The sequence below is a fragment of the Bacillus sp. ms-22 genome (assembly GCF_009759805.1).
GTDB lineage: Bacteria > Bacillota > Bacilli > Bacillales > Bacillaceae > Bacillus > Bacillus xiamenensis.
Map to the genome: position 1 here is coordinate 121,015 of NZ_CP046653.1, position 17,250 is coordinate 138,264.

Here is a 17,250-nt window from a genome sequence, read left to right on the forward strand (position 1 = left end):
TAGATCTGCATTTAAACGCACTCATTATATCATACGTCAATCACAAGCCGTTTCTTTCTAAGGAGTAGACGACACATTCGCCCTTTTGTTTCACCTATATAAAAAACGCCGATAAAATCAAATGATTTTATCGGCATTCTTCGTTTCATCAAAATGATATAGAATTATTAGACCTAATGTTCCATTTGACGGGCTAAGAAGCCAGCTGCCGTTTCTGCCGCTTTATGCTCCACTTCCCCCATTGAACGCTCTTTAGAAAATAAGACGACGGCGCCAATTGGATCTCCGTTTGCAACAATAGGTGCAATGGTATAAGCAGATACGTCATCATCAATACCATCGACAAGTTGAATCTCTTTCTTGCTGTCCTCTAACACAGAATTTCGCTGATCTATAGTTCGTTCAATTAAGTCACTAATGGATTTGTTTAAGTATTCTTTTTTCGAACTGCCAGATACAGCAATATACGTATCACGATCACAGATGAGGATGGAATGGCCCAAACTGTCGAATAATGCATCAGCATATTCCTTCGCAAAGTCTCCTAGCTCACTAATCGGTGAATACTTCTTCAAAATCACTTCTCCATCGCGGTCGACAAAAATCTCAAGCGGATCTCCTTCCCGGATACGCAATGTTCTGCGAATTTCCTTCGGTATAACCACTCTACCTAAATCATCGATACGGCGTACAATTCCAGTTGCTTTCATTCACTGCTGCCTCTCTTTCGTTTGATGATGTGTTGGGTGAATGGAACAAAAGCGTCCACTTTATGCAACATTCACCACTTGACCCTGAGTTTAGTATCCGTCACATCAAACGTAATATACATGAGAGACCAACAAAATTTTATGAAGATGGAATGGTTTCTTTTTTCACATCTTGAAGACCTCGAAGCATACGAAGAACCATCTCAAGCCACTCCTCGGTTTTCTTCCCTTTCGTTTGGACAGAAATAATCAGCTTGCTGCCTTCCATTCCAAGACCGATATCACGTCCATATTGGCTGCCGAGCTCAAATAATTTTTGACCATCGATTTCACTGCTTGCTTTCTCATCAAGGGTGAGTCTGACAATCCCTTTCTCCATCTTGATCAGCTCGACACGTTCTTGCACAGCGTACACTTTCATCGTCGCGATCGTGAACAAATCAGCCACTTCTTGCGGATATTCACCGAATCGGTCAATCATTTCTTCTTGAAGCTCTTTCCGTTCTTCAATGGAACTAATCGCTCTAAACTGTTTATACATCTCGATCTTTTGCTTGCCATCCGAAATATAGCTATCTGGAATATAGGCATCAATTTGGAGGTCAATTTCCGGCTCAAATTTTTCTTGAGCAGTCGTATCGCCCCTTCTTTCTTCAATCGCTTCTTTCAGCATTTGAGAGTAAAGATCGAATCCAACAGAATCAATAAATCCATGCTGCTGTGCACCAAGTAAGTTACCTGCTCCACGAATCGTTAAGTCACGCATCGCAATCTTAAATCCTGATCCAAGCTCAGTGAATTCTTTAATGGCCTGAAGTCTTTTCTCTGCTACTTCAGAAAGCACTTTGTCTTTTCGATAAGTGAAATAAGCATAAGCAACACGATTCGAGCGCCCAACTCGTCCTCTTAACTGGTACAGCTGAGAAAGCCCCATTTTATCTGCATCATGTACAATGAGCGTGTTCACATTTGGAATGTCTACGCCCGTTTCAATAATCGTTGTACTGACGAGTACATCCGATTCACCTTCAAGGAAATTGATCATGACGGATTCCAGCTCGTTCTCACTCATTTTCCCGTGTGCATAGCTAACTTTCGCGTCTGGAACGAGCATTGAGATTTCATCCGCTTTCCGTTCAATGTCCTCCACACGGTTGTAAAGGAAATACACTTGGCCACCTCGTGCTAGTTCCCGCTCTATCGCCTCTCTGACTAAAGCGCCATTGTACTCGACAACATAGGTTTGAACAGGAAAACGGTTTTCAGGCGGCGTTTCGATAACGGATAGGTCACGTACGCCAAGCATTGACATATGGAGCGTACGCGGAATGGGCGTTGCCGTTAATGTCAGTACATCAATATTGGCTTTCATTTGCTTAATTTTCTCTTTATGCGTCACACCAAAGCGCTGCTCTTCATCAATGATCAACAGCCCTAAATCCTTGTAGACGATGTCTTTTGAAAGAAGACGGTGTGTCCCGATGACCATATCAATCGTTCCGTTTTTCAGCCCTTTTAATGTTTCTGTTGTTTCTTTTCGTGTACGGAAGCGGCTAAGTTGAGCGATTTTGACAGGGTAGTCTTGGAATCTGTCCATAATCGTGTCAAAATGCTGCTGCGCTAAGATCGTTGTTGGTACAAGGAGTGCTACCTGCTTCCCGTCTGCAATGGCTTTGAAGGCCGCTCGAATCGCCACCTCTGTTTTTCCATATCCCACATCTCCACAAAGCAGGCGATCCATTGGACGCTCCCGCTCCATGTCTTGTTTGATTTCATGAATCGAACGAATTTGATCTTCTGTTTCTTGGTAAGGGAACGCAGATTCAAACTGGCGCTGCATCTCATGATCAGGCGAGAAGGCATACCCTTTGCTCGCTTCACGTTCTGCATACAGCTTAATGAGATCATCTGCAATGTCCTGAACAGATGATTCCACTTTTTTCTTTACGCGTTTCCAGTCACTGCCGCCCAATTTGTACAGCTTGGGCTCTTTTCCTTCAGATCCTACATACTTCTGCACCTGATCAATTTGTTCAACCGGTACATAAAGCTTGTCGCTTCCTTGATAATGAATATTTAAATAATCCTTATGAATGCCGCCGATTTCAAGCGTTTCAATTCCTAAATACTTACCGATCCCGTGGTTAATGTGCACCACATAATCGCCCACTTGAAGCTCTGAGTAGCTTTTGATTCGCTCTGCGTTCGTCAGCTTTTGCTTGCGTGCCTGCTTCTTCACACGTTTCTTGAAAAGCTCACCTTCTGTGATGACTGCAATTTTTGATAAAGGCAGTTCAAAGCCTGTTTGCAGCTCACCTTGTAAAATATACACTTGCCCGCTTACAAGCTCAGCGTCCGGTTTGGCAAGAGCCGCTTCAATGTCATAATCATGTAAGACAGATGACAGCTTCTCTGTGCGCTCTTCATCCGCACCTAAAAAGACAACCGTATAATTCTGCTTTTTGTAGCGTTCGATTTCGCTTGCAAGCACATTCATCTGCCCATGGAAATTCTGCATTTGCTTACTAGATACATTGACGATATTTTGCGGATTCGTCTGCTGAACATGTCTCAAAAACAAGGAATAGTACAGAATCGATCTTGATTGCTGATTGATCAGCTCTTGGAATGGGAAGGAAAGTGTTAAATCATGCAGAATGTTCCCTTCTTCAAGCAGACCAATTGTCCAATCTGCTTCTTCCTGTTCAAGCTGTTCTTCCATCTCCTGAATTCTGCTGATTTCATCTAGAATAATAATCGTATCCTGCGATGTATAATCTAGCAAACTAGCAGGCTTTTCATAGAAATAGGACAGGTACTTCGTCATTTCTTGTGTCACAATGCCTTCTAGCAGCTTCTCTCGATCAGCAGAAATATTTTGATGCAGCAGCTCTTTTTGTTTATCAGAGTTGAATTTCTTTAAGCTTTTCGCAAGTCCTTCGTCAAGCTGTTCAATCGCTCTCACTCGTTCTGGACCTCTTACAATCAGCTCTTTCGCTGGACCAATATTGATTTCCTGAAGGGACTCCAGTGAACGCTGCGTGTCAGAGTGGAAGGTCCGAATAGAGTCCACTTCTGTATCAAACAGCTCAATACGAATCGGATGATCTTCCGTTAACGCATAAATGTCAATGATTCCTCCGCGCACACTAAAATCTCCAGGCGCAGCAACCATAGATGTCCGGTCATAACCAATTTGAACAAGCTGTTTTGAAAACGCCTCCAAATCAATTTCTTCACCGATCTTTAAATGGATCTGACTCTCCTTCCAGAGTTCAACTGGCGGAAGCATTCTACGCACCGCGGCTACCGGAGCAACGACGATCGGGTTTTCTCCATTTGCAAGCCGATTCAGGACATCAAGACGCTGTGCTCTAAGCTCAGGACTTGCCACAGCAATCTCAGATGCAATAAGTTCATTGACAGGATAAAGAAGAACTGAGCGATCCGGCATCACACTTGTGAGATCATCTGTCACCTTCTGCGCCTGATATAAGTTGTGGGTCACAATAAACATCGGCCGCTTTAGTTCGTCTGATATGGTGGCTGTAAATAAAGATCTGACGGAGCCTGATAATCCGGCGAGCAGCTGTTCTTTTAACCCTTCCTTTAGCCCATTAAAAATGGACTGAAAATCATCACTTTGTTTGATAAATGTTTGTATGTTTTTCATTTGGCTCCTCCTCCCTGCTTGTTTAAAACAGAAAAACGCTTTGGTCTAATATCTACACCAAAGCTTTTTTATTGAATAAAGGTATGATACTGATGGTAATCAGGATTTCTTTCGAGCGCCTCTTGGCAATCCTCACAAATGGTTTGTACATGTAAATCACCATTTTCCCTATAAGAAATCATATCGTTTCTTTCCTCATTTGTTAAGTGATGAAATCCAAGTGCTTCACTTTGGACAGCAGATTCATCTAGACTGCCAACCTTTACACCACAGTGCCGGCAGTAATAGTGCAAAGCCATACGTGATCCTCCCATGCTGAGATTTTATGATCAGTATGTGCTTTGCTTATCATTCTTATACCTTCTTGTTAAAATCATTCATCACTTCTAAAAATGGCTTTGTTAAAGCCGCCTCACAAGCCTCAACAGACGCTTGAATAGCTGATGAGATGTCAGGCTGTTCCTCATCAGAGAATCGTCCTAGTACGTAATCGACGACCTTCATGCCGTTTTGCGGCCGGCCAATGCCAATGCGAAATCGGTCAAACTCAGGTGAACCTAAATGCTGAATCAACGATTTGATTCCATTATGTCCGCCTGCACTTCCCTTTGTACGCAAACGAATCCGCCCAGTTGGCAAATCAAGATCATCATAGATGACCTTCAAATTCTCAAGGGGAATATCATAATAATCCATCAGCGGACGCACGCATTCCCCTGATAAGTTCATATATGTAAGAGGCTTAACAAGTAGAACCTTTTGCCCCGAAACAAACCCAGTTCCATATTGTCCATGGAATTTTGATTGATTTAATGGGATGTCCCATTTTTTTGATAGTTCATCTATTGTCATAAACCCGACATTATGTCTTGTTTTTTCATATTCTCTTCCTGGATTGCCCAATCCGACGAACGCAATCATGAAACCAACAACCTCCTTTGTCGCACATGCACACGCCTAAAAAATGAGCCAATGTGATTGCCTCATCCAAAAACGTATGAATTCTTTTCATTCTAGCACAAAAGACGCAACCGCGGGAGGGTTACGTCTCTAATTGACCAGTTATTCTTCGTTGTCGTCTTTTTCTTTAATTGCCTCAGGCTCTTGCGTTTCATCTTCGCTATCTGGCTCTGGAACCTTGGATTGCTGAGGCGGTAAGATAGAAGCAACAACTTCTTCTGGATTATTATTAATTTGATACGTAGACTGAACAGGCAGATCACCGACTGTTAGTACGTCATTTACTTCTAAGTTTGTAATATCAGCTTCGATATTTTGCGGGATATCCTTTGGTTTCGCTGTAATAGATAACTCAAATAGTGGCTGCTGAAGCACACCGCCATCTTTTACACCTTTGGATTCACCAATGAGTTGTACCGGTACATCTGCCTCGATTTCCTGCTGTAAGTCGACCACTTGGAAATCGGCGTGGACGAGCTCATTTTTAAGCGGATCTGTTTGTAATTCTGTGACCATCACAGATTTTGTTTCACCGCCAACATCTAATGTGATGATTGTATTTTTCCCTTCATCACGTAATGTCTTTAATAAATCAATGCTGTCTAATGAAACAGCTAGGTTGTCTGTATTTTTTCCGTATATGACACCAGGAACATGTCCTGAATGACGGATTTTTTGCAGTGTGGAACGTTTGAAATCAGTTCTTTTATTTGCTTTTAAAGTTGCCATATTCAGCACCATCCTATTTCTTTTTTGTCACTACTTTCATAAATACCCATAACTGAATCATTTTAAACATGTTTGGCTTTCATTTATTAAAGCAAAAAGACCCTAAGTTTATCCCTAGGGCCTTTTTGATAAGAGAATTAGCTGAAAAGGTAGCTAACAGATTCTTCTTCATGCACACGGATGATGGCTTCTGCAAGCAAAGGCCCAACTGAAAGTGGAATGAATTTATCTACTTTCTTGTCATCTGTTAAGTGAATACTGTTGGTGACAACCAATTCTTTGATTTTAGAGTTTGTGATGCGTTCTACCGCTGGTCCAGACAATACTGGGTGAGTACAGCAAGCATATACTTCAGCCGCTCCATTTTCAACGAGCGCATTTGCTGCTAGTGTAATCGTTCCAGCTGTGTCAATGATATCATCAATGAGAATCGCTGTTTTGCCTTCGATGTTACCAATGATGTTCATCACTTCAGCAACGTTTGGCTTCGGACGGCGTTTGTCGATAATGGCGATTGGCGCTTTCAGGCGGTCTGCCATTTTACGTGCACGCGTCACACCACCGTGGTCTGGAGACACGACGACGATATCATTCAAGTTTTTCTGTTCGAAATAGTTTGTTAAGATTGGCACTGCCATTAAGTTATCGATTGGAATATCAAAGAAACCTTGGATTTGCGGCGCATGCAGGTCAAGTGCAATCACACGTGTAGCACCTGCTGTTTCTAGTAAGTTTGCAAAAAGCTTCGCAGTAATCGGCTCACGAGGTTTTGCCTTACGATCTTGACGTGCGTATCCATAATAAGGGATGACAATGTTGACAGTTTTCGCAGACGCACGTTTTAGGGCATCAACCATAATAAGCAGTTCCATAATGTGCTCATTCACTGGCGCACTTGTTGATTGAATGACATAACAGTCACAGCCGCGAATACTTTCTTCAATATTAATTTGGACTTCACCGTCACTAAAACGTTTAACAGAGCTCTTTCCTAGATCAACTCCGATACGCTCGGCAATTTCTTTAGCAAGTTCAGGGTTTGAATTCAAAGAGAAAATCTTTAAATTCGCATCAGCATAACGATTAGACATGGTAAACCTCCGGGTATTTGGATTATTTTTTATGAATATTTTTCACATAATCTTCTTTATTGACTTGTCTTGCTCTAGCAATAGACAGTGCATCCTGCGGAACATCTTCTGTTACCGTTGAACCGGCTGCAACATATGCCCCTTTTCCGACAGTGACTGGTGCAACGAGATTTGAATTGCAGCCAATAAAGGCGCCATCTTCAATCTTTGTTAAGAATTTGTTCTTCCCATCATAATTAACTGTAATGGATCCACAGCCAAGGTTTACATCCGTTCCGACCTCTGCATCTCCAATATAGCTTAGGTGAGACGCTTTGCTTCGGTCACCGAAAACCGTTTTCTTGATTTCGACAAAATTCCCGATCTTCACTTCATTGCCAATTTTCGACAATGGGCGAATATGAGCAAACGGTCCAATTGTCACATCTACTCCAACTTCACTATCGCAGACAACAGATTGCTTAATCACTGTCCGATCTCCGATTATGCTATCAACAATTTCAGTATTCGGCCCAATTGTGGCGTCTGTACCAATTTTTACATTCCCTTTGATAACCGTCCCAGGATAAATGATTGTATCTTCACCGATGACAGCATCTGGCGAGATATACGTGTTCTCAGGATCAATCAAGGTCACACCATTCTTCATATGCTGATGATTAATACGGCGCTTCATGAATTGCTCTGCTTGTGATAGAGCGATACGATCATTGACTCCAAGTGTTTCTTCAAAATGCGGTGTTTGATAAGCTGCAACTGTTTGCCCTTCATTTTTTAAAATCTCAATGACATCCGGCAAATAGTATTCACCCTGTGCATTTTCATTTGACACCTGCTCAATCACACGGAAGAGATCTTCATTTGAAAAGCAATAGGTCCCGGTATTAATTTCATTCACTTGACGTTCCGCATCATTTGCGTCTTTATGCTCCACAATTTTCACAACAGCACCGGTTTCATCACGAATAATACGACCATAACCTGTCGGGTCTTCCGCACGCGCTGTTAAAATAGTGACTTTCGCTTGATGCTTTTGATGCTCGCTTAGCATGGCTTCCATTGTTTCCGCTGTCAATAATGGCGTATCTCCACAAATGACAATGGTTGTTCCCTTTTCCTTTGCGAGAAACGACTTTGCTTGTTTGACGGCATGTGCTGTTCCCAGCTGTTCTTCTTGAAGTGCATATTCACTTCTATCCCCAAGCTGCTCTTTGACGTCCTCTGCCCCATGACCGACAATCGTCACTAGCTTGGCTAAAGAAAGCTTTAACACTTCATCAGCCACATGCTCGACCATTGGCTTTCCGCAAACTGGATGAAGTACTTTGTATAGCTTTGACTTCATTCTTGTTCCTTTTCCCGCTGCTAAAATCACTGCGAACCGCTTATCCATTGATTGGCCTCCAATATCCCTATTATCCATAGAAAAATATATCCTAAATAAGGACTGATTTCAAGGATACAAGAGGAAGTACAATAATTTTCTAACGGTTCAAAACCAGAAGAAATATGAGGAAAAACGCAAAAAAGACAGCATTTAAAAGAAACATTCCATTTTCTCTTAAAGCTGTCTTTTTAGATTCACATATGATTAAGAAGCCCCAGCTTCTTCATATTCAATTGTTTCTTCTTCTTCGCCTAAGCGATGATATTCATTTAAAACAGCATCCTGGATTTTACCCCGAGTGCTTGAGTTAATTGGATGTGCAATATCACGAAACTCTCCATCAGGCGTGCGTTTGCTAGGCATTGCAACAAACAACCCATTATTTCCATCAATCACACGAATATCATGAACAACAAATTCGTGGTCCAGCGTGATGGATGCAATCGCCCTCATGCGACCATCGGTATTCACGCGGCGTAATCTTACGTCAGTAACTTCCACAGTAGTTCACCACCTTTTCCCAATATAAAAGCATTAATTAGGTATTCAACGATTGTAGTGATTCTCCTGCTCTTTTTTTAAACTTTTTTTGAAATATCGGGATATTTATACATTTTTTGTCATTTTGATGACGGCGCTTACATTTTCTGTGCAAAAAAAGACATCATGATGATGCCTTTTCGTGCATAAAATCAAACCAAGCGGCTTTTATTGAGACTGCCTGTTTATTTCACTAATGCGACCACTTCAATTTCTACAAGCGCATCCTTTGGAAGTCTTGCTACTTCTACACATGAACGAGCTGGCTTATGCGTATGGAAGTATTCACCGTACACTTCATTCACTTCAGCGAATTGTTCCATATCCTTAATGAAAACCGTTGCTTTCACGACTGTTTCAAAGGAAGCACCCGCTGCTTCAAGGACGGCTTTAAGATTATGGAACACTTGATGTGTTTGTTCTTTAATATCTCCATTTACAAAATCTCCAGCTGGCGTTAATGGAATTTGGCCTGAGCTGTAAAACATGTTATTGACGATGATTCCTTGAGAGTAAGGTCCAATGGCTGCTGGTGCGTTTTTCGTTTGAACAACTTTTGTCATATCAATCTCTCCCATTCAAATACATGTTTGATTTAATGCTTAAGCTTTCGAATGAAAAAACTCGTGAAAATTGCCTTCATTGATCTCAATGATCTTCTGCTTCATATCAATCGTTGAAAGTTTTAATAGCGATACATATTCATCAACCAGGCGTTCATCTACGCCCTCATCTTCTAAAAGAACACCGATCCCTGCAACATTCGCATTAAATTCCTCAAGCAAATTCATCATGCCATTAATGGTTCCGCCCGCTTTCATAAAGTCATCAATGATCAGGACATTCGATCCTTTATCTAAGCTTCGCTTTGCAAGTGACATGGTTTGAATACGGTTAGAAGAACCTGATGCGTAGTTAATACTAACAGTCGATCCTTCGGTTACCTTATTGTCTTTTCTCACGATCACAACAGGCACATTTAAATAACCTGCAACAGAATAGGCAATTGGAATGCCTTTCGTCGCAACGGTCATGACCACATCAATCGCACGATCCGCAAAGATGGTCGCAAAAAGCTTACCGATTTTCGCAAGAATTGATGGATTCCCTAAAACATCGGTTAAATATAAATAACCGCCAGGAAGCACACGTTCAGGAGTTGATAAAGCCTCTCCGATATCGTTTACTACTTCGTCTGCTTCTTCTAGGTGAATCTTTGGAATATATTTCACTCCGCCAGCAGCACCAGGTACAGTAAGCAAAGTTCCTATTCCCTGCTGCTCGAAGGTCTGTTTGATAATCGTTAAGTCTTCACTAATGGAGGACTTCGCAGATTGATATCGTTCTGCAAAAAATGTTAACGGCACTAGTACGTGCGGGTTTGTTAGCAAATAATTTGTTAAGTCCACCAATCTGCCGCTTCGACGAAACTTCATGAACTTACCCCCAGAATCCGAATAATTTATGAATAATATAACTTAATATACGGATTTAATCAAGGGCATTTTGTTCGCCGATCAATCGGACAGCGTAAACTTGATCACAAAATCCTCTCAGTCCGTTATATATTCTTTGCACCTTCGATTCATATTGAATCAAGCCAAACACAGTGGGTCCGCTACCACTCATTAATACAGCATCTGCTCCGAAACGTTTCATCTGTCTCTTAATCATATCGACTTCTGGATACATCTTTAATGTTACAGATTCCAGAACGTTACCGAGTGAGTTACACATCTCTTTATAATCTTTCGCTTCAATGGCTTCAATCATACGCTGTACATTTGGGTGTTCTACTTTGCTTGCGTCATATTGTCTGTAGACCTCAGCTGTAGATACCCCTATCACCGGCTTCGCTAAAATCACCCAGCAATGCGGTGGTGTCGCAATATGTTTCAGTTTCTCTCCACGTCCTGTTGCTAGCGCTGTCCCTCCGTGTACACAAAAAGAGACATCTGAGCCGATCTCCGCTCCAAGCTCAGCTAGTTCATCTAACGTAAGATTTAACTTCCACAAACGGTTTAAGCCGCGAAGTGCTGCAGCGGCATCACTGCTGCCCCCAGCTAAACCTGCTGCGACAGGAATTGCTTTTGTGATGACAATCGATACGCCTTTTTGGATACCGAATCTCGTTTTTAGTAATTTAGCCGCCTGATAAGCCAAATTCCGTTGATCATCCGGCACAAACCGATTATGAGATGATACACGGATTTCGTCTTTGTCCAGCTCCGTCAGCTCTAGTCGATCTGCAAGATCTATTGTTGTCATCACCATCTCCACTTCGTGATATCCATCCGGTCTTTTTCCATGAACATCAAGTGAGAGATTAATTTTTGCCGGTGCTTTTTCTAAAATACGCAAACATTTCACCTACTTCTCCATCTAAACATAAGTATCAATATTGTATCACATTTGATGGTTCTGATGAATATTGGCTTTTACGCCTTAGCACACTTCATTTTCAACAAAAAAGGCCAGAGACACCCAAGGTATCCCTGACCAGTTCTTTATCGTTGATTCTCATCCTGAGCCATGTGCTGTTGAGCTAATTCGATGGCACGTTTGACCATATTACCTGCGTCACGCGCGCGAATGTCTCCCCAGCCCCCATTTTTGACGGTATCATAAAATCCAAGATCCTTCGCCAGCTCGTATTTGAACTCTTCTGACATAATGCCTCGGCGTCTACCCAAACGAAACAGCCCCTTTAGTCGAGAATTCGAATCATTGCCACTGAGGTCGTGGCTTTCTTATTTTGTATCGAACCCTTTCTTTTACCCCTTTCAAATAATGGACAGAGTCCCATACGAAAAAAGGCAAAACAAAAAGCAGTAAACAAGAAGTTTACTGCCCATTAATAGGCGACTGAGCTAGCGGTATCATCGAACGTTAATTCGACCGTCTCAGTCAGTATATCTGCATAACTGTAAGAAACTCTTTCAAACGAATTCTCATCTTGATCTAATTGAATCACAAAAACAGAAGGGTACGTTTCAGCTAAAATGCCCGAACGCTCAATTGTTTTTCGGCGGCCTCCGTTAGCCTTTAACGTCAAACGTTTACCTAAGTTACCATCAAGCGATCTTTTGATGTCGGACAAAGTCTTCGCCATTGCATCCACCTCACTGAGATAATTATACAACAACGGCCCATTTTTGTCAAATAAAAATTAAATTATATCAACCAACACGAGCCATTGTCAACAAAATATTTTTGACAAACTTCTACCTTTTCTTCTCCCTATTTTTCTCAAATTCCGGTGAATTATGTATTGATATGAAATTTCTTTTAGAACATAAAAAAAACCAGACTGAAATCAGTCAGGTTATGTCGATTCATGGTCTCTTTTATATGGCATACCTACCCTTAAAACACCCCTCGTTTCAATTCCTCCGAGGCCTTTTTCTCTTGTTAACGTATTTCGGAGCACATCCCACACGTTGATTCGATCTACAAATGGAGTGAAGCTGATCTTCGCAACAATATAGACGGGATCGAGTGCATGGATGTTAACACGTGAGGGTGAGCTTGCAAAATTAGCACCAGCTTGGATTAATGATTCAAAATGAGATTGACAGGCTCCTGCAAAGATCACGAGCTGATCTAAATGTGGAACCTTCCTTCTTGCCTTTTGAACCGTTTCAACAAAATGACGAGAATGACGATATGCACCGATATCTTGTACGCCGCCCTTTTGCTTGGAATATGCATCATGTCCTGTGATGACCAAAATATCAGGTCGATATTGATCAATTAACGAGTCAATCATGCTTGGCATTTTCTTCTCGTGGCAATGCACACCATACACAGGTACACCAATTCTCTCATATACATCTAAGCATTTCTTTAAGTATGAAGCATCTCCATCTAAATGAAGGACCTTTCCTGGCATGTGAAAATACTGTTCCTGATGCTGATATTGTCCAGACGTATAATACTCTTGTTTTTCACGAAGCAGCTGATAATCCTGCCTGAGTAAGTCGAGCGATTCGTTAATTTTCCGTTCATCGTCCTTCTCTCTTGTCAGCTGCTCCTCTTTTTGAATCAAGACCAAGTCTGACATCTTTGCATCCGCAATCAGCCTTACTTCATTCCCATGCAAAATGGCGGTGGCTTCGTGCTGGTCTGTCTCATCAATTCGAATAATACGAAACATAATATCCATCTGATAGGATGCCCTCGTCACCATATCTCCTATTTGAAATTGCATGCTTTTCACTCCACAATCAGGCTCATATCCTGTTGGTATCGTCTTGCGCTAAACATGTTCGTCTTTCATGTGTGTTGTTCTTTCTAGCCTATGCCCGAACAGCTGAAGTGGTGAAAACCAAAAGAAAAAAGCCCTTAAAATAGGGCTTTGTGTAGAACGTTCGATAAACGGGCAAATTCATCAATGGATAATGATTCACCGCGGCGCTTTCCATCAATCTCGGCTGTTTGTAGCGCTTCTTCAATGATGGCTTTATGCTTCTTACCATCAGGCAGATTGTTCATCAGATTATTCATCAATGTTTTCCGGCGCTGGCCAAAGCTCGCACGAATCAATTGAAAGAAAAACGCATCATTGTCTACTGAGACAGCAGGTGTTTCACGAACGGTTAGTTTGATAACAGCTGAATCCACATTTGGCTGTGGGACAAAAACCGTTTTCGGCACAACCATCACTGTTTTCGCTTCCGTATAAAATTGAACCGCAATAGACAACGAGTTATATTCCTTTGATGAAGGGGCAGCTGCCATCCGATCTGCTACTTCTTTTTGCAGCATGACCACAATCCCTTTTAATGGAAGGTTTTCTTCAAGCAGTTTCATAATAATCGGTGTTGTCACGTAATATGGAAGGTTTGCTACGACCATGACTTCTTTACAGTCAGCAAACTGTTCTTCCATCACCTTTCTTACATCCGCCTTCAACACATCTTGATGAATGATGGTGACATTATCATATGGAGAAAGCGTGTCGTTTAAAATCGGCAATAGGCGCTGATCAATTTCGAACGCTGTGACTTTTTTTGCCCGCTTAGCGAGCTGTTCTGTCAATGCACCGATACCAGGCCCAATTTCAATCACGCCGGTCTCATCCGTAATCTCTGCATGATCGACAATGCGATCCAAAATATTCGTATCAATTAAAAAGTTCTGTCCTAAGCTCTTTTTAAAAGAGAAACCGTACTTCTTCAGTATTTCCTTCGTTCTGATGGGTGTCGCAATATCTTTATTCATCGGCTTCCTCCTGCATGACGGTCTTTAAGGCCGCAATAAAATCCTGTTTGGTTATTTGAAACATGTGAAGGCGCTTTTGCAGCTGCTTCGCATTGGTATATCCTATATTTAAAAGCACACCTAGTCGTTCACGGCGACGTTTCGATGCATCGCTTCCGATAAGGCCTGCGTCAAATAAGTCGTCTAATGTAATGTCGCTCTCGGATTCTTCCATTTCCTCATGGACATGGGCAAGACAATCCCGAATACTGTCCAAGGAAGCATGTTCGACACCAATTCCTTTGTCCCGCTTCGCTTTTGCAAGGTGTTTTGGCAAAAAAGCGTGCTTACAGCCAGGAACCGCTTCTGCGATGGTTTTACGGATCTTCTCACCAGGAAAATCAGGATCTGTTAAAATAATGACCCCTCTCGTCTTTTGAGCAAGGCGCACTTGTTGAATGACGGCATCGCCAATGGCAGATCCGTTTGTCTCGATCGTATCTGCATCAACCGCCATCTTCACTCTAGCAGTGTCATCACGACCCTCCACCACAATAATTTCTTTGATTTTCATTTATTCCTCCGCTTGCAAAAACAATCTACATTTTTTTGTCAAAAAATGAAACCTTCCATGCTGTTTTTGCGTCTAATTAATTAGAAAACAGTGCTTCTATTATAACCAAAAAAACAGAGGGTGCGCAAAGCCCTCTGTTCATATAAATGATTTGATGCGTTTATTTGAGCACTCTAATTTTCACTCGTTTATTTCCCCATTGATAAGCTGCCGACTTACTTGGAACGAACACATCAATTTTATTTCCTTTTATAGCAGATCCAGTGTCTGACGCAATGGCATATCCATAGCCTTCCACATACACTTTAGAGCCTAGCGGAATGACACTCGGATCAACTGCTATAACCTTTGCACCTGGATTTGCTTTTAAATTATAACCTGTAGACGTTCTGCCCGTACATCCAGCACAGCTCGCTGTATAGGCTGTTGACGCCACATAAAACTCTTTTCCTGACGATTCATTACTTCTTGAAACCGCAGGGGACGCTTTAGGCTCCTTCTTGGACACTTGTGTACCAATGGCCACTAAACGATCCTTACTGTCTTTTTCAGTTACTTCTTTCATTAATTCTTTAGACACCACTTTGCCGTTTTCTTTCACAATGGCATAGTGCTTCTTCAATTTACCTTCTTCACCTTTTTCAAGTACCTTCTCTTTTCCTTGTTCTAGAGATTGATCCTTTTTATGTTTGGTATCAAAAGCAATTTTCTCTTCCACTACATCGGTGACTTTTTCCACCCGAGTGATCTGAACATCTGCGCTTTTTTTAGAAAGACTGCTATGTAACGCAGGTTTGATCTTATCGTGCTTCTTGAGCCTCAGCTCTTGTTGCTTTAAAAAGTCAGCGACCGTAGTCGAAGTGGTCCACACTTTTTTATCCTTCCCTCCATCATTTAAGCTGACCTGAAAGGCCTGCTGAACCACAAGATCCATATTCTTTTTAATCTTGTCATTCTTTCCTGGAGTGACTTGATCGTGCTCCCCAATATCTATCTTCTCATTCTTCAATAATGCTCCAACCGTCTGATCTGTTGTCCATATCGTTTTCTTTTTCCCATCTAGGGTAAGATGAACCGGTATAGCCGCATCATACACAATGTTCATGTTGTCTTTAATCTTTGTATTTAGACTTGGAGAGATATGATCCTCCGCCCTGGTCCTTATTCCAAGGTCTGAAAGCAGCTGTGCTACTGTCTCTTCATGTGTACGAATTGTCTTCTCTTTGCCATTGATTGAAATGGTAATAGACTGCTTAGTGAACTCATGCGCACCGTAAGCCGTCCCAGTTCCAGCTAAAAGCAAGCAAGCGACTAACAATAAAACCTTGCTTTTTCCTAGCCTGACAGAAAACAGATTTTTCATTTTTTGTACGATGAAAAACGCCTCCTTCTCCTCGGAGAGATTATATAGAGTATCTCAAAACCTGTCAACCCTTCCACCCACTGTACAAAAATGCACGATTGTAAACCTATTATGGGAGATTTATGGAAGGAAGGGAAGAAAGACTTATCGACAACTTATCCTATGAGGAGGCGCAAACGTGTAGAACTTTTTGGTTATGTTTCACCAATGGACAAGCTTAAACAAGGATTGACATCATATACTGTCAGTTTATACGGAAAACTTTTTTCGCATTTTCTGTTGTCAATTCAGCAAGCTCTTCAAAGCTGATGTCTCGTAATTCCGCAATTTGTTCTGCGATATATTTCACATAGCTCGGCTCATTGCGTTTCCCTCTAAATGGCGCCGGAGTTAAATACGGACAGTCTGTTTCAATCAATAGACGATCACTTGGTATGTCCTTTACAACTTCCTTCGGTTTTTTGGCATTTTTAAATGTCACAGGTCCACCGAATGAAATATAAAAGTTCATTTCCATACACGCTTTTGCAATTTCAAGGCTTCCTGTAAAGCAGTGCATAATACCTCCAACTTCCGCTGCTCCCTCTTCTTTTAAGATCGTCACCACATCTTCCGTAGCGTCACGGTTATGAATGATGATTGGCAAGTTCACTTCCTTTGCAAGAGCAATTTGACGTCTAAAGACTTCTTTTTGCACATCTTTTGGCGACTTGTCCCAATAGTAATCTAGACCCATCTCTCCAATGGCTACGACCTTTTCATGTTGAGATAATTCTTTGATCCAAGCCAAATCTTCATCTGTCATATCAATGGCATCAACGGGATGCCAGCCGATAGCAGCATAAATAAAGTCATACGCCTCAATTAATTCCATCGCTCTCGTAATGGTTGGTCGATCAAACCCGACTACCACGATTTTCTCTACCTTTTCACTTTTTGCTCTTTCAATCACCTGTTCTAAGTCTTCTTTATATTGTTCAGCATTTAAATGGGCATGTGTATCAAATAACATCGTTGATGG

At 41.7% G+C, this 17,250-nt stretch carries 18 protein-coding genes; all 18 read right to left on the minus strand.

Annotation, left to right across the window (positions count from 1 at the left end):
* Positions 1-173: 173 nt before the first annotated feature.
* Positions 174-710 carry a stage V sporulation protein T gene (gene spoVT / locus GPA07_RS00720; protein ID WP_008357424.1) on the minus strand — a complete coding sequence of 179 codons (537 nt, stop codon included), beginning with the start codon at positions 708-710 and terminating at the stop codon, positions 174-176.
* Positions 711-849: 139 nt separating this feature from the next.
* Positions 850-4,383, minus strand: coding sequence for a transcription-repair coupling factor (mfd, locus tag GPA07_RS00725; RefSeq protein WP_008357426.1), 3,534 nt, complete (start codon positions 4,381-4,383; stop codon positions 850-852).
* 68 nt (positions 4,384-4,451) lie between these two features.
* Positions 4,452-4,682 carry an anti-sigma-F factor Fin gene (locus GPA07_RS00730; protein WP_003217967.1) on the minus strand — a complete coding sequence of 77 codons (231 nt, stop codon included), beginning with the start codon at positions 4,680-4,682 and terminating at the stop codon, positions 4,452-4,454.
* Positions 4,683-4,737: 55 nt separating this feature from the next.
* Positions 4,738-5,304 (minus strand): aminoacyl-tRNA hydrolase, encoded by a 567-nt coding sequence (gene pth / locus GPA07_RS00735; RefSeq protein WP_008357429.1) that lies wholly within the window; start codon positions 5,302-5,304, stop codon positions 4,738-4,740.
* Positions 5,305-5,445: 141 nt separating this feature from the next.
* The gene (locus GPA07_RS00740) at positions 5,446-6,072 is read right to left on the minus strand and encodes a 50S ribosomal protein L25/general stress protein Ctc (RefSeq protein WP_008357431.1); all 627 of its coding nucleotides are present in this window, start codon (positions 6,070-6,072) and stop codon (positions 5,446-5,448) included.
* A 137-nt stretch (positions 6,073-6,209) separates the two neighbouring features.
* A complete protein-coding gene (locus tag GPA07_RS00745) occupies positions 6,210-7,163 on the minus strand; it encodes a ribose-phosphate diphosphokinase (protein ID WP_008357434.1) in 954 nt (317 codons plus the stop codon).
* Between the two features lie 22 nt (positions 7,164-7,185).
* Positions 7,186-8,556: a bifunctional UDP-N-acetylglucosamine diphosphorylase/glucosamine-1-phosphate N-acetyltransferase GlmU gene (glmU, locus tag GPA07_RS00750; RefSeq protein ID WP_071168249.1), complete on the minus strand. Its 1,371-nt coding sequence runs from the start codon at positions 8,554-8,556 to the stop codon at positions 7,186-7,188.
* Between the two features lie 198 nt (positions 8,557-8,754).
* Positions 8,755-9,051 carry a septation regulator SpoVG gene (gene spoVG, locus GPA07_RS00755; protein WP_008357439.1) on the minus strand — a complete coding sequence of 99 codons (297 nt, stop codon included), beginning with the start codon at positions 9,049-9,051 and terminating at the stop codon, positions 8,755-8,757.
* 224 nt (positions 9,052-9,275) lie between these two features.
* Positions 9,276-9,653 carry a 2-iminobutanoate/2-iminopropanoate deaminase gene (ridA, locus tag GPA07_RS00760; protein ID WP_008341860.1) on the minus strand — a complete coding sequence of 126 codons (378 nt, stop codon included), beginning with the start codon at positions 9,651-9,653 and terminating at the stop codon, positions 9,276-9,278.
* Between the two features lie 39 nt (positions 9,654-9,692).
* Positions 9,693-10,526 (minus strand): pur operon repressor, encoded by an 834-nt coding sequence (gene purR, locus GPA07_RS00765; RefSeq protein WP_008357442.1) that lies wholly within the window; start codon positions 10,524-10,526, stop codon positions 9,693-9,695.
* Positions 10,527-10,581: 55 nt separating this feature from the next.
* Positions 10,582-11,451, minus strand: a complete 870-nt coding sequence (ispE, locus tag GPA07_RS00770) for a 4-(cytidine 5'-diphospho)-2-C-methyl-D-erythritol kinase (protein WP_008357445.1) — start codon at positions 11,449-11,451, stop codon at positions 10,582-10,584.
* Between the two features lie 146 nt (positions 11,452-11,597).
* Positions 11,598-11,783 carry a small, acid-soluble spore protein, alpha/beta type gene (locus GPA07_RS00775; RefSeq protein WP_008357447.1) on the minus strand — a complete coding sequence of 62 codons (186 nt, stop codon included), beginning with the start codon at positions 11,781-11,783 and terminating at the stop codon, positions 11,598-11,600.
* Between the two features lie 161 nt (positions 11,784-11,944).
* Complete coding sequence (gene veg / locus GPA07_RS00780) at positions 11,945-12,202, minus strand: biofilm formation stimulator Veg (RefSeq protein WP_003217979.1); 258 nt, start codon at positions 12,200-12,202, stop codon at positions 11,945-11,947.
* A 213-nt stretch (positions 12,203-12,415) separates the two neighbouring features.
* Complete coding sequence (gene yabG / locus GPA07_RS00785) at positions 12,416-13,300, minus strand: sporulation peptidase YabG (RefSeq protein WP_008357449.1); 885 nt, start codon at positions 13,298-13,300, stop codon at positions 12,416-12,418.
* A 134-nt stretch (positions 13,301-13,434) separates the two neighbouring features.
* Positions 13,435-14,313 (minus strand): 16S rRNA (adenine(1518)-N(6)/adenine(1519)-N(6))-dimethyltransferase RsmA, encoded by an 879-nt coding sequence (rsmA, locus tag GPA07_RS00790; protein ID WP_008357451.1) that lies wholly within the window; start codon positions 14,311-14,313, stop codon positions 13,435-13,437.
* Entirely contained in the window at positions 14,306-14,866 is a 561-nt protein-coding gene (gene rnmV / locus GPA07_RS00795; protein ID WP_008357453.1) for a ribonuclease M5, read from the minus strand. The genes rsmA and rnmV overlap by 8 nt, the downstream gene beginning before the upstream one ends.
* 160 nt (positions 14,867-15,026) lie before the next feature.
* Positions 15,027-16,229 (minus strand): G5 and 3D domain-containing protein, encoded by a 1,203-nt coding sequence (locus GPA07_RS00800; RefSeq protein WP_157291871.1) that lies wholly within the window; start codon positions 16,227-16,229, stop codon positions 15,027-15,029.
* A 244-nt stretch (positions 16,230-16,473) separates the two neighbouring features.
* Positions 16,474-17,241 (minus strand): TatD family hydrolase, encoded by a 768-nt coding sequence (locus tag GPA07_RS00805; RefSeq protein WP_008357458.1) that lies wholly within the window; start codon positions 17,239-17,241, stop codon positions 16,474-16,476.
* Positions 17,242-17,250: the final 9 nt, after the last annotated feature.

Excerpts from the sequence above, each read along its gene's own strand:
- pth (WP_008357429.1), bottom strand. The coding sequence starts at position 5,304 with ATGATTGCGTTCGTCGGATTGGGCAATCCAGGAAGAGAATATGAAAAA.
- ridA (WP_008341860.1), bottom strand. The coding sequence starts at position 9,653 with ATGACAAAAGTTGTTCAAACGAAAAACGCACCAGCAGCCATTGGACCT.
- GPA07_RS00800 (WP_157291871.1), bottom strand. The coding sequence starts at position 16,229 with ATGAAAAATCTGTTTTCTGTCAGGCTAGGAAAAAGCAAGGTTTTATTG.
- GPA07_RS00745 (WP_008357434.1), bottom strand. The coding sequence starts at position 7,163 with ATGTCTAATCGTTATGCTGATGCGAATTTAAAGATTTTCTCTTTGAAT.
- glmU (WP_071168249.1), bottom strand. The coding sequence starts at position 8,556 with ATGGATAAGCGGTTCGCAGTGATTTTAGCAGCGGGAAAAGGAACAAGA.
- rnmV (WP_008357453.1), bottom strand. The coding sequence starts at position 14,866 with ATGAAAATCAAAGAAATTATTGTGGTGGAGGGTCGTGATGACACTGCT.
- GPA07_RS00805 (WP_008357458.1), bottom strand. The coding sequence starts at position 17,241 with ATGTTATTTGATACACATGCCCATTTAAATGCTGAACAATATAAAGAA.
- GPA07_RS00730 (WP_003217967.1), bottom strand. The coding sequence starts at position 4,682 with ATGGCTTTGCACTATTACTGCCGGCACTGTGGTGTAAAGGTTGGCAGT.
- veg (WP_003217979.1), bottom strand. The coding sequence starts at position 12,202 with ATGGCGAAGACTTTGTCCGACATCAAAAGATCGCTTGATGGTAACTTA.
- spoVT (WP_008357424.1), bottom strand. The coding sequence starts at position 710 with ATGAAAGCAACTGGAATTGTACGCCGTATCGATGATTTAGGTAGAGTG.
- GPA07_RS00740 (WP_008357431.1), bottom strand. The coding sequence starts at position 6,072 with ATGGCAACTTTAAAAGCAAATAAAAGAACTGATTTCAAACGTTCCACA.
- rsmA (WP_008357451.1), bottom strand. The coding sequence starts at position 14,313 with ATGAATAAAGATATTGCGACACCCATCAGAACGAAGGAAATACTGAAG.
- mfd (WP_008357426.1), bottom strand. The coding sequence starts at position 4,383 with ATGAAAAACATACAAACATTTATCAAACAAAGTGATGATTTTCAGTCC.
- yabG (WP_008357449.1), bottom strand. The coding sequence starts at position 13,300 with ATGCAATTTCAAATAGGAGATATGGTGACGAGGGCATCCTATCAGATG.
- purR (WP_008357442.1), bottom strand. The coding sequence starts at position 10,526 with ATGAAGTTTCGTCGAAGCGGCAGATTGGTGGACTTAACAAATTATTTG.